The following is a 12,482-nucleotide window of genomic DNA, read 5'->3' as shown; positions in this document are numbered from 1 at the left end:
AGCTTTATGGCCGTTCGGTGTGGATAGCCGCGGGTAGATATGTGGAAAACGACTGGCGAGGCATGTATCGCCTGCTGCTGCGGACAGCCCCGTTTTGAGCTCGCGGGTCGCGGATATCGGCGGTCTAGCGGCCGCGCTGACTTAAAAATTCACTGCGGGTATTGGCGTCGCTTTTAAAACTGCCTCCCAGGGCCGTGGTCTGCGTGCGCGAGTTAGTGTCCATGACGCCTCGGCTCTTTACACAATAGTGGATGGCGTCAATGGTGACTGCCACATCCTCGGTTTCCAGTAAGGTCTGCAGGGCCAGTAAGATCTGTTGTGTCAGCCTTTCCTGAACTTGGGGGCGCTGAGCAAAAAAACGTACGATGCGGTTAATTTTTGACAAGCCGATGACCTTGCTCGCAGGTAGATAGGCGACGCTGGCCTCGCCGTCGATGGTGACGAAATGGTGCTCGCAGGTGCCTGTCACGCTGATACCGCTGACCTTGACCATTTCCTCGATGTGCATTTTGTTATCGATATTGGTGATCTTCGGAAAGTTTTGGTAGTCCAGTCCACAAAAAATTTCATCGACATACATCTTGGCGATGCGCGCCGGTGTTCCCTCTAGGCTGTCATCACTGAGGTCCAGCCCAAGGGTTTCCATCACGCCCAGCATTAAGTCACTGATGCGTTGCTTTTTTTGCTCGCGGTTTAATGCGCTCGGTGCACGCATCGGGGTTTCAAGGCCGGCGGCCAGCAGGGCGCGGTGAACGGCTTGGGCTTCCATCGAAATCATGTTTATCACTCGTCTGCGGTTTTACTGGTTTACGCCGGCGGTGGCCAAGTGGTTTTCAGGGGGGGTAAAGCGGGCTTTGCCTCACCGCTGTATCATTGTGACGTAGTGGGGCTGGTCGGGCATTTTGCGCCTACACTAATGAATAAGGCGGTACCACAGGCCATAGCGGAGGCGGCAATGGCAGCAATACAAGGTGAACACTGGGCGGCTCAGAGCGCAGATTATCAGCTGGCCTGCCTGCTGGGTGGCGCGGTAGGGGATGCCTTGGGGGCGCCATTACAGTTTTTTTGTGACGCCGATATCAAGCGTCATTTTGGCGCCGCCGGTTTGCGTGATTACGCGCCCATCTACTCTGGCCGGGGCGCGATTACCGATGACACACAGCTGTGTCTATTTACCATGGAGGGCTTGTTGCAATGCCGGGTTGCCCGCGCCCGCGGTGATCAGTCGCTGCCGCTGCACTATGTGCATCAAGCGGGCCTGCGCTGGTTGTGCAGCCAGGGGCTGCGGCGCTTGCCCCCGGTGGCAGAACGCAGTTTTTTACTGCGCGAAAAGGCACTGTTTTCCCGTCGGGCAGCCAACGATAACTTTGTTAACACCCTGTTGCAGGACGAGCGAAGTGAGTCTCGCGCGGCCAATTACGGCAAAAGCGGTGCCGGGCTGTGCAGAGTTGCACCGATAGCCCTGTACATCGCCAGTGACAGCCGCAAGTTTTGGGGTGAGGCCGCACAGCGTGAAGCCTTTGATTTGGGCTGTCGCGTCTGTGCATTAAGCGAGGGGCATCCCAGTGGTCAGCTGCCGGGTGGGGTGCTGTGTCTGTTCCTGCTCGGTCTGCTTTACGGCCATCCCCCGGAAAGTTGCATGGCTGTCGCCCGTCACTATTTGAGTCAAGCAAAAGACGCCGATGAAACCGAAAGGCATCTGTCGCGTGCGGCGGCGTTGGCAGACACAGAGCCGGGGTCGATTCGGGCTATAGAATCACTGGGGGACGGGCGCTATGCGCCGGAGTTGCTGGCAATGGCATTGTATTGCCTGTTTTGCAGTGAGAGTTTTGCCGAGGGGGTGCTGTTGGCGGTCAATCACGGCGGTTTGAGTGATTCCTGTGGCGCCTTAGCCGGACAGTTGCTGGGGGCTTGGCTCGGGGTTTCTGCGATCCCTGAGCACTGGTTGGAAGCCTTGGAATTGCGCGAACTGATGGGCTGTTTGGCGGCAGATTTTTTGCGTGCACCGGACGAGCCACTGATGCAGCAACGTTACGCAAACTATGCGTCATAAAGAGCCTGCCTGTAGGGTTTCGCGTGAGTGGTCGCCCTGGTGCGCCTTGCCCGGTGTTGTCGCGCGGCTCGCGTTCACGGCGTAAGGCTCACGCGCAGCGGTTGGCATGGCGCAGTATATAGTCCGCGCCATGCCGCCAAGCCGCCAAGCCGGAGCGCAGCCTGAGATATATGTGACAGAGGTCTGGCTATACTATTATCGTGTAGCCCCCACTGATGAGACCGCTGAATGAATCCCCTAATGCCTTATCTGGCTCGCATGTTGGCCAGTCGCCAATTGAAACGTGTAAAGCGGGCGGTGATAGAAGCGCGCCGGCGGCTGGCTAGGCAGCCGCACCGGCTGGATGTTTTTATTCGCGTCGATGATCCCTACAGTTATTTGTTGATGCAGGTGATGGCCGAATTTTGCCAGCGTTTTTCACTGCAGCCTCACTGGCACTGCATCCTTGAATCGCCGGTAGATATGTACCCCGAGCAGGCGATGTGGCGCGACTATGCGGTGCGCGATGCGGCGCAGCTGGCGGCGCTTTACCAACTGGATTTTCCCGCGTCGCCCGCTGACTTGAGCCAGGCAGCGATAGCGAGTGCCGCCAGTCAGTTATTGGATTGCCCGCCCGAGGCATTTGCCAGTCGCGCCAGCACTATTTTGGCGTGTATGTGGCGGGGCGAGGGCGGACCGTCGCCGCGGGAATTGGGGGCCGCCCAGCGTGTGCAGTTGGAGAAAAACCAGCGGTATTTACAGCGCCTGGGGCACTATGCCGGCGCGATGATTCACTACTCTGGGGAATGGTATTGGGGCATCGACCGCCTAGATCACCTTGAGCACCGACTGATTGACTTGGGCGCAGCGCGGCGCAGTGGCGAGCGGGCCTACTTTACTCGCGGCTACGCTACGTTTTGCCGGGGGCAAGCGATTGATGTTACCGCGCCGCAGTGTCCCCTTGTACTGTATTGGTCGGCGCGCAGTCCCTATTCTTACCTGGCGTTGGTGCGCGCGAGTCAGCTGGCGCAGCACTACAATATTGCCCTGCATATCAAGCCAGTACTGCCCATGCTAATGCGTGGTATGGCAGTGCCCACGCAGAAAAAGATGTATATCTTCCACGATACAAAACGCGAGGCGGACAAACTGGGCATTCCCTACGGCTTTGTTGCAGACCCCTTGGGCAGGGCCGTTGAGCGTTGCTATGCCCTGTGTGGGTATGCGGAAACACAGGGGCTGCTGCAGGATTATTTATTGAGTTTTGCCCGCGCTGTGAATGCCGAGGGCATACGCGCGGATAGCGATCGCGGCCTGCGTAAAATCGTGGAGCGCTGTGGTCTGGATTGGCAGCGGGCGAAGAATTTACTCGCTGACGACAGCTGGCGAGATTGGGCACAGAAAAATCTGGAGGAAATGTACGCCATGGGCTGCTGGGGGGTGCCCAGTTTTCGTTACGGCGAGCTGACGCTGTGGGGGCAAGATCGCCTGGGAATGGTTGAGCGCGCGATGCTCAGTTCGCCCAGCGTACATCGCTGCTGATTGTCACGGGCAACATCGATGTGTTGCCCCGGCTATGCAAGGGCGGCTAGTCTTTTGTCGCCGGTTTGTCTGGGTAGTTGCGCAGGAAGGTCTCCTCGCCCATGGCGGCAATCTGTAAATCAATCATCTGTTCAAAGGCGGCCAGCAGGGCTGAGTAGTCATCGCCTGGCGATAGACTGTTTAGCGCGAGCACGGCGGCCTCAATTGTTGACAGGCCATCGCTGCGCGGCGACTTGCGAATGCGGTAGTTACTGGGCGATGCCGGGCTCAAGCGCAGGCAGGGTAATTCCTTCAACCAGGGATTTAGGTGAATTAATCGGGAAACCTTTCGCCAGCTGCCGTCGAGCAGCAGTAAATAGCGAAACGGCCGCTGTCTCGCGGTTTCGGCACTCATGCAATTGTCACCCGGAAATACCAGCAGGCAATCACGCTGCCAATGGTGTCCGAAGAGGTGTTCTGGATCGAAGTGTTCGCCGACCAGCAGGCGGCTGTCGTGCAGCGACTGCGCGAGCAGGGGGGCGGATGACAGCGCGTGTCGGGCCTCTTTGGGGTCTTGCAGAATAACCACTTGGTAGGCGCAATGGCGCTTTACCAGCACTGCGCAGAGGCAGGTTTTTTGAGGGCGGCCGCAATTGTTACACATTTCGCGCTTTTGCACATTGGGCTCCGGTATGTGTCGGCCTATAATTGCCGGGGCGTTAACAGCCGGCGGGTGTCGAATCGTACAACTATATAGGAAAAGGAACTTCTATGAGCCACTGGACACCGGCAGCGATGCCGGATCTAACGGGAAAAACGGTGTTGGTGACCGGTGCAAATAGTGGCATCGGTTTTGAAACCGCCGCGCTGCTGGCTGCGCGCAAGGCGCGGCTGTTGATCACCTGTCGCGGCGCGGAAAAGGCGCGGCGGACTATTGCCCGCCTGCAGCAGCGCGTGCCCGGCGCCGAGATTACCGCAGTCGATATGGATCTGGCCGATTTGGCATCGGTGCGCCGCGCCGCGCAGCAGGTGCTGGACTGCTGTCAGCAGTTGGATGTGCTGGTAAATAATGCCGGGGTCATGGGCCTGCCCTTGCAGCGCAATGCCGCCGGTCATGAGATGTTATTTGCGGTGAACCATCTTGGCCATTTCGCGTTTACCGGCTTATTGATGCCACTGCTCAATGCGGCGGTCGCGCCGCGGGTGGTAACGGTGTCCAGCTTGGCCGCGCGCAAGGGAAGTTTGCCCATGGATGACCTTAACTGGCGGCAGGGGGGCTACTCTAAAATGGCCGCTTACGGTCGCGCGAAGCTGGCAAACCTGTGTTTTGCCATGGAGTTGCAGCGGCGTTTTGACGCGGCGGGGGCCTCGGCCATCAGTGTCGCGGCTCACCCGGGTTACGCGGCAACCAATGTGGCCTTTGCCGGCGATGCACCGCACAGCCTTACCCGCCGGCTGTGGATGGCGATTGCCCGACTGGGTAATCGGCTGCTTGCCCAGCCCGCGGCGCGCGGCGCTTGGCCGAGCGTGTATGCCGCGAGTGCTGAAGATGTTCGCAATGGCGATTACTACGGTCCGGCGGGCCCCTTCGAGTTTCGCGGCCCGCCGGTGCGGGTGAAGCCGACCGCGACGGCACTGGACCTCGAGGTGGGGCGGCAGCTGTGGCAGCGCTCTGAAGAACTGAGTGAGGTACGTTTTCTATGACGGCAATTGAAATTCATGAGTTGCTTCTGCTGACTTATGCCTCACTCTCGGTGTTGGTGTTTGTGGTGTTGCAGTTTTTTATCAAGGCGGCCTACGGCAGGCATGACGAAGAGGACAAGGCCTGGTGGTGGGGGCCCGGGGTGCCGACGCGTTGGGCCTGGGTGGTTATGGAAATGCCCTCATCACTGGGTTTTGCCCTGATTTATTTTATGGGCGATCACGCCTTTCAGCCGGTGCCGCTGCTGCTCTTTGCGCTGTGGCAGGCGCATTACTTCCAGCGAAGCTTTATTTATCCGTTTAAGCGCAGTGTTAAACCGGGGGATAAAACGCCGCTGTTACTGCCGCTGATCGCGCTGTTGACCAACTTCGGTATCTCCTTTCTCAATGCGGCTATTTTGTCGTGGACGGAGCTGGGCCATAGCTACGATGTCAGCTGGTTGACTGACCCGCGACTGGTGATTGGTATTGCGATTTTTGTTTTGGGCTACCATGTTAATCGCCGTGCTGATGCGATGCTGGCAGCGCTGCGCAAGCCTGGCGAAAGCGGCTATAAAATCCCCCGTGGCTGGCTGTACGAATACATCTCGTGCCCGAATTATCTGGGCGAGTTATTGGTGTGGTGCGGCTGGGCGGTGGCCACTTGGTCGCTGGCCGGGGCGGTATTTGTGCTGTGGACGATTGCTAACCTGCTGCCCCGCGCATTGAGCAATCATCAGTGGTATCTGCACACCTTTGATGACTATCCGCGCAATCGCAAGGCACTGCTGCCGGGTATTCTCTGAGAGGCTGGCGGCAGTGGTTGATACGCAATCGCCGGCCAGCTTAGCTGGCCAGCTCGGGCAGATTTTCAAAGAGTTTTAAGGCCTCGGGATTGGCCAGTGCATCGACGTTTTTCACGGTTTTGCCGTGTACCACATCGCGCACTGCCAGCTCGACAATTTTGCCGCTGATGGTGCGTGGAATGTCGCTGACCGCAATGATTTTGGCGGGCACGTGGCGCGGTGTCGTTTCGCTGCGAATGGTGTGGCGGATGCGCTGCTGTAAGGCGTCATCAAGTTGCAGGCCTTCGCGCAACAGGACAAACAGTACCACGCGGACATCGCCGCAGTGCTGTTGGCCGATGCAAACACTGTCAATGACCTCGTCAATTTTTTCTACCTGGCGATAGATTTCCGCCGTGCCAATACGCACGCCGCCGGGGTTGAGCACAGCGTCGGAACGGCCGTGAATAATGATGCCGCCGCGCTGATTGATTTCTCCGTAGTCACCGTGGCACCAGATATTGGGGTAGTTGCCAAAATATGCGGCGCGGTATTTGGTATTGTCCGGGTCATTCCAGAAACCGATCGGCGCACTGGGGAAGGGCCGGCGACATACCATTTCGCCTTTCTCTCCGACCACCGCCTCGCCCTGGTCATTCCAGATTTCAACGGCCATGCCCAAGCCTATACATTGTATTTCTCCCTCGTAGACCGGCAGGCAGGGGTTGCCCAGTACAAAGCAGGAGAGAATGTCGGTGCCGCCGGAAATCGACGATAGGCAGATGTCGTCCTTGATGTCACGGTAGACGTAGCGGAAGCTTTCGTCGGACAGTGGCGAGCCGGTGGAGAGCAGCGCTTTCAGCGACTTGAGCTGGTGGCTTTGCCGCGGCTTGACGTCGGCTTTGTGAAGGGCTTCGAGGTATTTGGCACCGCAGCCAAAAATACTAATGTTCTCTTGTTCCGCCATGTCTATCAGGGACTGGGGCTGCGGGTAAAACGGCGAACCGTCGTAGAGCACCAGGGTGGCGCCGCTGGCCAGTCCGCTGATCAGCCAGTTCCACATCATCCAGCAGCAGGTGGAATAGTAGAACAACACGTCGTCAGGCTTGAGGTCGCAGTGTAGCCGGTGCTCTTTAAGGTGTTGAATCAGGCTGCCGCCAGCGCTGTGAACAATGCACTTGGGTACGCCTGTGGTGCCCGAGGAATACATTATGTACAGCGGGTGATCGAAGGGCAGCTGTTCAAAGGTAATCTCGTTAGCGGGGTGCCCGGCCAGCACCTCATCCCATGTCAGGGCGCCATCGATGGGCGTTGCCGCGCCGGTCTTATTCAACGGCACGATGATTAGCTGTTCGATGCTGTCGATCTGCGCGCGGATTTGTGCAACGCGGGGCAGGCTATCGAGGCTTTTGCCGCCGTAAAAATAGCCGTCGCAGGCAAATAGTAGCTTGGGTTTGATCTGACCAAAGCGGTCCATTACACCGTTGATGCCAAAGTCGGGTGAGCACGACGACCACACCGCGCCGATGCTGGCGGTGGCGAGCATGGCAACGACAGTCTCACTGATGTTAGGCATAAAGCCCGCCACCCGGTCGCCGCGGACGATACCCATGCCGCGCAGGGCTGCGGCGAGTTGGCTGACCTGCCGGTAGAGTTCGGCGTAACTGAGTTCCCGGCGTTGGCCATTTTCCAAACGTGAAACCAGTGCGATTTTATCGCTGCGCTCGCGCAACAGGTTTTCTGCAAAATTTAGCCGCGCCTTGGGGAACCAGCGGGCCCCGGGAAACTTGTCGGCATCGACCAGTATCTGTGGGGAGGTCTGGGAGGCGAGAATGTCGCAAAAATCCCATACCGCTTGCCAGAATACCTCGGGTTGATCCACAGACCAGCGTTGCAAGGCCTGATAGTCGTCGAAAGTAAGCCCGTGCTGCGCCTGCAAGTGGGCAGCAAATTGCGTCATATTACTGCCTGCGATGCGCGCTGCCGAGGGCCGCCAAAGCTGTGCTTTCATGGTGGGTATCCGCCTGGGCCGATTAACTGTAGTGGGTGGAGCTTTCCTACATTGCCAAGTTAGTATATTTTTATCAAATTGATAATAATCATTAATTAATATGTTAATTAAATGAATGCCAGTGTTAAACAGTTGCGCGCCTTTGTCGCGGTTGCGGAGACCGGTAGCTTTGCCGAAGCCAGCGAACGGCTGAGCATTTCGCAGCCGGCGCTGAGTATTGCGGTAAAAAAGCTCGAGGAGATGGTTGGCGGTGCACTTTTTGTGCGCTCGACACGGGCCCTGTGCCTCAGCCCTGAGGGCGAGCTGTTCTTGCCGGTGGCCCAACGCCTGCTGCGCGACTGGTCGGATGCATTTGCTGATTTGCAGCGCCTTTACGCTCTGCAGCAGGGTAAGCTGAGTATCGCGGCAATGCCGTCGTTTGCCAGCTCGCGATTGCCCGCGGTGCTGGCTGAATATCGCGAGCGTTTTCCCAATATTGACATTGCCGTGCGCGATATCGTCATGGAGGAGCTGATTGATAGCGTGCGCCGTGGTCGTGTGGAGCTGGGGGTGGCCTTTGAGCCCGAAAGCGCAGAGGGCATTGAGTTTGAGCCGCTGTTTAGCGACCGCTTTGTGGCGGTGTTGCCGGCCGGGCATCCGCTGGCTGCGCGGCGGCAGCTGCGTTTGGGTCAGCTGCTCAACGATGTACTGATCACCCTCAACCGCGGCTCCAGTACTCGCCTGTGGACCGACGCGGCGATTGCTCGTGAAGGCCGGGAGCCGCCAAGCATTTTTGAGGCCTTTCAGCTCACCACGGTGGGCGCGATGGTGGCCGCGGGCCTGGGCGTGGCGGTGGTGCCGGCATTGTGTCGCGAGCAGATGCTGCAACTGGGCGCCCTGTGCCGGCCGATTGCGGGCCCCGGCATAGAGCGCCGAGTCGGTATTATTTGCCGGCGGCGCCATCAGTTGTCGTCGGCGGCGATGGCCATGCGCAGCTTGTTATTGGAGCGGGTATAGGGCGGTATGTACACCGCCGCCGCGCTGCGGTGGGGTTTCCGGTATGGGTAGTTGAGTCTGGCGGGTGCGCTACGGTATCTTGTTGGGCCTGTGTGTTGGCACTGCTAACAATAAATGAGCTCTAGAGGAATTCGTCGATGTTGTCGTTTTTGCCGCCCGTCATAAGAGGATGTATTGCGGGCAGTTTGCTGGTGATTAACACATTGTTACTCGCGCCTTTCTTAATGCTGGTGTCGCTGTTGAGATTCTTGCTTCCGGTGCGGAGCTGGCAGAGCGGCTTTACCGCGGCGGCAATCGCAATTGCCGAGCTGTGGATTAGCCTGAATGCGGTGTGGATGCGGCTGACCCAGAACATGCAGTGGGATGTTGAGGGGATTGAGCAACTGGATAAGGACCAGTGGTACCTGGTTACGTCTAACCACCAGTCGTGGGCTGATATTTTTATTTTGCAGTACTTATTGAATCGCAAGATCCCCATGCTCAAGTTTTTCTTGAAGCAGGAATTGATCTGGGTGCCGGTGATCGGGCTGTGTTGGTGGGCGCTGGATTTCCCGTTTATGAAACGCTACAGCAAGGAGTACCTGGAAAAGCATCCGGAAAAGCGTGGACAGGACTTTGAAAGTACCCGTCGCGCCTGTGAAAAATTTGAACATTTGCCGGTGGCTGTCTTTAATTTTCTAGAAGGCACGCGCTTTACCCCCGTCAAACACGAGGCCCAGCAGTCGCCCTATAAATGGTTGTTAAAGCCCAAGGCGGGTGGGATCGCCTTTGTGATCGGTGCCATGGGCAATAGTATTAATACCCTGGTCGATATTACGATCGCCTACCCCGGTCACACGCAGCCATCGTTTAGCGACTTCCTGTGCGGCAGGGTGAGTAAACTTCAAGTTCGTGTGCAGAAAAAGCCGATTCCCGCAGAATTTATGAATCGCAGCTATGGCGAAGACGAAAGCTTTCGTTACGAGTTTCAGCAGTGGGTGACCGAGCTGTGGCAAGACAAGGACGCCCTAATGGAGCAGCTTCATCAGCAGCAGGCTTAGTGGCTGCGCACGGTGGTAGGGCGTTCTTAGAGTCTGTCGGGGCTCCGCTAGTTAATCTGCAGTCGCTGGTATAGCCGGGGTCCAAACGCCGCTGGCCAGGGTTTTGGCTATATAGTCTGAAAAATCGGCTGCGGGTCGCCCCAGTGCCTGCTCAACACCATTGGCAATATGGCTGTTGCGGCCATCGAGCACTTCGCCGAAAAGCTCGGCCATTAATCCGCGCATCTCTTGGCTGGCGCCACTGCGCGCGAGTGCTTGCAAAAACGGCGCTAGTGGGATCGGTCTATATTGAATAGGGCGCCCGCAGGCCTGGCTAATTGCATGTACGCAGTCGGAAAAGCGCAGCGCACGAGGCCCGGAGACTTCGAAAATTTGCCGCTGTAAGGCCGGGTTGGTGAGTGTTGCGACGACGACGTCGGCGATATCATCGGCGTCGACAAAGGGTTCCAGCACTTGGTCGGCGGGTAGGGCGAGTTGCCCTGCCAGGATGCCGTCGAGCATAAAACTCTCGCTGAAGTTTTGTGCGAACCAGCTGGCGCGAACCACATTCCAGTTCAGGCCGCTGTCCTGCACTATCTTTTCCGCCCGTTGCGCGCCGGCCTCTCCGCGTCCGGACAGCAATATCAGATGATCGATACCAAGTTGTTTGGCCAGTTCCACTAATTGTTGAATGGCGGCGCTGGCGGCGGCCACCGCCAGGTCGGGTTGGTAGGTGATATAGACGGCGCGAGCTCCCTCGAGTGCCGAGCGCCAGGTCTGTGGCTTTTCCCAATCGAAGGGCTGGGCGCCCGGTCGAGGACTTGGATGTCGCGGAACTGCTGGCTCAATCTGATAGTCTTGGCTTGCTTATACACGACCGCGACGATAGAGAAATACCGTTCTCCGACGCCGAGGCAATCGCCCAGCGCTGGCCTGCCGCGCGCTTGGTGGCAACAGAGGGCTTTGGTCATCGCGCCATCCTTCGCCAAGCCTCTGTGTGGGAGATGGTGGCAGACTTCGTCGCCGGCGGCGCCTGCTCGGCAGACAGCGACGCCGCGTAGCGCTACCAGCTCAGGCTGTGAAGCATTATGCCCGGTTCAGCTTGCGCCAGCCCTGCTGTCGCGGATCAATGCAATGTATCTTATTGCTTGTATAGATACTGTGCCGGCCGCGGTTCTAGCGTTTAGCGCGAAGTGTTAGGGGGCGTTAGGGTATATACCGATCTTGAGTTCTGGCGAATTGTCCTAGAATGACATTTGGCCACGATGCAGTGAGGTCGCTGTGGACGAGTATAGTACTGATGACGCTGATATAGGGAAATTCAGGCCACACGGTCGAATCAGTTTTTCCTTCGAGGGCAACCTTGTGGTGTACCAGGCGGAGGGGCCGTTCAACGTCGAACTGCTCGAAGCATTCGCCCAGGTTGAGCCTGAGATTATCCAGCGCTTCCAGCAGCGGGTCGGTCCCTGGGTAGAGGTGATCATCTTTGAAAAATCGAGTTTGGCGCCGGATGAATGTATAGGGGTATTTGGCGACTACCTGAAAGAGATGAAGGCCAATGGCTTGGCACCCCGCGCCAGTGCCATGGTGATAGGCAAAGGGGTTGAAAGTTCTGCGTATATGAATAGCTGTTATGAAAAGTGCTACCGGGAAGCCGGCTTCGAACACCGCTTATTTAGTAATCGTGATGACGCCCTAAGCTGGGTAAAGACATTTCTGCCGCAGACGTAACGGCCGCTTGCCTCGCGTTTTTTTGTCCCCCCCCCTTATTTGATCAACACCGTCTGCGCGGCAAGCGCTGCGGGCCTAAGGTCGCCAGGCGCTTGCTCGCCGGGTGGTGACGACGAATTTATCTATTCCTGAATTCACCGCGGTGATCGAGCCTGTATAGCTTGCCGCCCTGCGCCAAGCGGTGATTTAAGATAAGGCCGCGCTAAGCTCGACAAAACCGCGCTATTCGGCCAGGTCATCGCGGCCCGCGGTACGGTGTTTACCTCAATGTTAACTCGAGTGATTAGCTAATTTTTCTGCACTTTATCGGTAACTGCTGGCAGGAAGTTTCTTACTGGGAATTTCCGCTCTCCAATAGGGTTACTGGGTTAGTGATTCTAGGGTTTATCTGTCGGCCCCTATGCGGACATTCAACTATTCTTAAACTCCGATAAACATGAAAATTACCTTGCCTATAGGGACTTGGGATGTCGGAAATCGTAACAATTTCCCTGGGCCGTAGGAGGCTTTCCGGTAGGGCGGTGCGGCGACGGACTCGGCCCTGTTAACTAGGGCGTCAGCTCGGTACAGGGATTAAGGCCTGGGATAGGGAACGATCTCGTTGAATAGAGAGGGCGAAGCTGTGTCTAAACAAATGATTGGCCATCGAGCCCGCTACAAAGATGCGGGCTACGCCGGCTTGGATGAGGGCTGCGAAAGCGAATGTG

12 protein-coding genes are annotated in these 12,482 nt (G+C 57.5%); 8 read left to right on the top strand and 4 right to left on the bottom strand.

Going from position 1 to position 12,482, the window contains the following annotated elements; genetic code table 11:
* Window positions 1-124: 124 nt before the first annotated feature.
* Complete coding sequence (folE, locus tag ABYM29_RS06000) at window positions 125-778, bottom strand: GTP cyclohydrolase I FolE (protein ID WP_372863382.1); 654 nt, start codon at window positions 776-778, stop codon at window positions 125-127.
* A gap of 177 nt (window positions 779-955) precedes the next feature.
* Here folE and ABYM29_RS05995 point away from each other — a divergent pair, with 177 nt between their 5' ends.
* Together ABYM29_RS05995 and ABYM29_RS05990 are read left to right on the top strand one after the other, a co-directional pair.
* Window positions 956-2,053: an ADP-ribosylglycohydrolase family protein gene (locus tag ABYM29_RS05995; protein ID WP_372863380.1), complete on the top strand. Its 1,098-nt coding sequence runs from the start codon at window positions 956-958 to the stop codon at window positions 2,051-2,053.
* Between the two features lie 228 nt (window positions 2,054-2,281).
* The gene (locus tag ABYM29_RS05990; RefSeq protein WP_372863378.1) at window positions 2,282-3,574 is read left to right on the top strand and encodes a DsbA family protein; all 1,293 of its coding nucleotides are present in this window, start codon (window positions 2,282-2,284) and stop codon (window positions 3,572-3,574) included.
* A gap of 46 nt (window positions 3,575-3,620) precedes the next feature.
* On the opposite strand, the gene ABYM29_RS05985 is transcribed toward ABYM29_RS05990, so the two are convergent.
* Window positions 3,621-4,232 carry a tRNA-uridine aminocarboxypropyltransferase gene (locus tag ABYM29_RS05985; protein ID WP_372863375.1) on the bottom strand — a complete coding sequence of 204 codons (612 nt, stop codon included), beginning with the start codon at window positions 4,230-4,232 and terminating at the stop codon, window positions 3,621-3,623.
* 92 nt (window positions 4,233-4,324) lie between these two features.
* On the opposite strand from ABYM29_RS05985, the gene ABYM29_RS05980 reads away from it, so the two are divergent.
* Window positions 4,325-5,257, top strand: a complete 933-nt coding sequence (locus ABYM29_RS05980; protein WP_372863373.1) for an oxidoreductase — start codon at window positions 4,325-4,327, stop codon at window positions 5,255-5,257.
* On the top strand, window positions 5,254-6,039 hold the full coding sequence (locus ABYM29_RS05975; protein WP_372863370.1) for a DUF1295 domain-containing protein: 786 nt from the start codon (window positions 5,254-5,256) through the stop codon (window positions 6,037-6,039). The genes ABYM29_RS05980 and ABYM29_RS05975 overlap by 4 nt, the downstream gene beginning before the upstream one ends.
* 40 nt (window positions 6,040-6,079) lie before the next feature.
* Here the strand turns inward: ABYM29_RS05975 and ABYM29_RS05970 are convergent, their stop codons facing one another.
* Window positions 6,080-8,029 (bottom strand): acetoacetate--CoA ligase, encoded by a 1,950-nt coding sequence (locus tag ABYM29_RS05970; protein WP_372863367.1) that lies wholly within the window; start codon window positions 8,027-8,029, stop codon window positions 6,080-6,082.
* A gap of 111 nt (window positions 8,030-8,140) precedes the next feature.
* On the opposite strand from ABYM29_RS05970, the gene ABYM29_RS05965 reads away from it, so the two are divergent.
* Both ABYM29_RS05965 and ABYM29_RS05960 read left to right on the top strand, forming a co-directional pair.
* Window positions 8,141-9,025, top strand: coding sequence for a LysR substrate-binding domain-containing protein (locus ABYM29_RS05965; RefSeq protein WP_372863365.1), 885 nt, complete (start codon window positions 8,141-8,143; stop codon window positions 9,023-9,025).
* Window positions 9,026-9,162: 137 nt separating this feature from the next.
* Entirely contained in the window at window positions 9,163-10,065 is a 903-nt protein-coding gene (locus ABYM29_RS05960) for an acyltransferase (RefSeq protein ID WP_372863362.1), read from the top strand.
* A 51-nt stretch (window positions 10,066-10,116) separates the two neighbouring features.
* Here ABYM29_RS05960 and ABYM29_RS05955 read toward each other — a convergent pair whose 3' ends face one another.
* Window positions 10,117-10,782 carry an NmrA family transcriptional regulator gene (locus ABYM29_RS05955; protein WP_372863436.1) on the bottom strand — a complete coding sequence of 222 codons (666 nt, stop codon included), beginning with the start codon at window positions 10,780-10,782 and terminating at the stop codon, window positions 10,117-10,119.
* Between the two features lie 41 nt (window positions 10,783-10,823).
* Between ABYM29_RS05955 and ABYM29_RS05950 the strand changes: the two genes are divergently transcribed.
* Both ABYM29_RS05950 and ABYM29_RS05945 read left to right on the top strand, forming a co-directional pair.
* Window positions 10,824-11,105, top strand: coding sequence for an alpha/beta fold hydrolase (locus tag ABYM29_RS05950; protein ID WP_372863360.1), 282 nt, complete (start codon window positions 10,824-10,826; stop codon window positions 11,103-11,105).
* Window positions 11,106-11,325: 220 nt separating this feature from the next.
* The gene (locus tag ABYM29_RS05945) at window positions 11,326-11,775 is read left to right on the top strand and encodes a hypothetical protein (protein ID WP_372863358.1); all 450 of its coding nucleotides are present in this window, start codon (window positions 11,326-11,328) and stop codon (window positions 11,773-11,775) included.
* Window positions 11,776-12,482: the final 707 nt, after the last annotated feature.

The organism is Spongiibacter sp. (assembly GCF_041602295.1).
Lineage (GTDB): Bacteria > Pseudomonadota > Gammaproteobacteria > Pseudomonadales > Spongiibacteraceae > Spongiibacter.
This window is presented reverse-complemented; position numbering and strand designations above follow the sequence as displayed.

Coding starts and splice junctions, on each gene's coding strand:
- folE (WP_372863382.1), bottom strand. CDS start 778: ATGATTTCGATGGAAGCCCAAGCCGTTCACCGCGCCCTGCTGGCCGCC.
- ABYM29_RS05995 (WP_372863380.1), top strand. CDS start 956: ATGGCAGCAATACAAGGTGAACACTGGGCGGCTCAGAGCGCAGATTAT.
- ABYM29_RS05990 (WP_372863378.1), top strand. CDS start 2,282: ATGAATCCCCTAATGCCTTATCTGGCTCGCATGTTGGCCAGTCGCCAA.
- ABYM29_RS05980 (WP_372863373.1), top strand. CDS start 4,325: ATGAGCCACTGGACACCGGCAGCGATGCCGGATCTAACGGGAAAAACG.
- ABYM29_RS05975 (WP_372863370.1), top strand. CDS start 5,254: ATGACGGCAATTGAAATTCATGAGTTGCTTCTGCTGACTTATGCCTCA.
- ABYM29_RS05970 (WP_372863367.1), bottom strand. CDS start 8,029: ATGAAAGCACAGCTTTGGCGGCCCTCGGCAGCGCGCATCGCAGGCAGT.
- ABYM29_RS05965 (WP_372863365.1), top strand. CDS start 8,141: ATGAATGCCAGTGTTAAACAGTTGCGCGCCTTTGTCGCGGTTGCGGAG.
- ABYM29_RS05960 (WP_372863362.1), top strand. CDS start 9,163: ATGTTGTCGTTTTTGCCGCCCGTCATAAGAGGATGTATTGCGGGCAGT.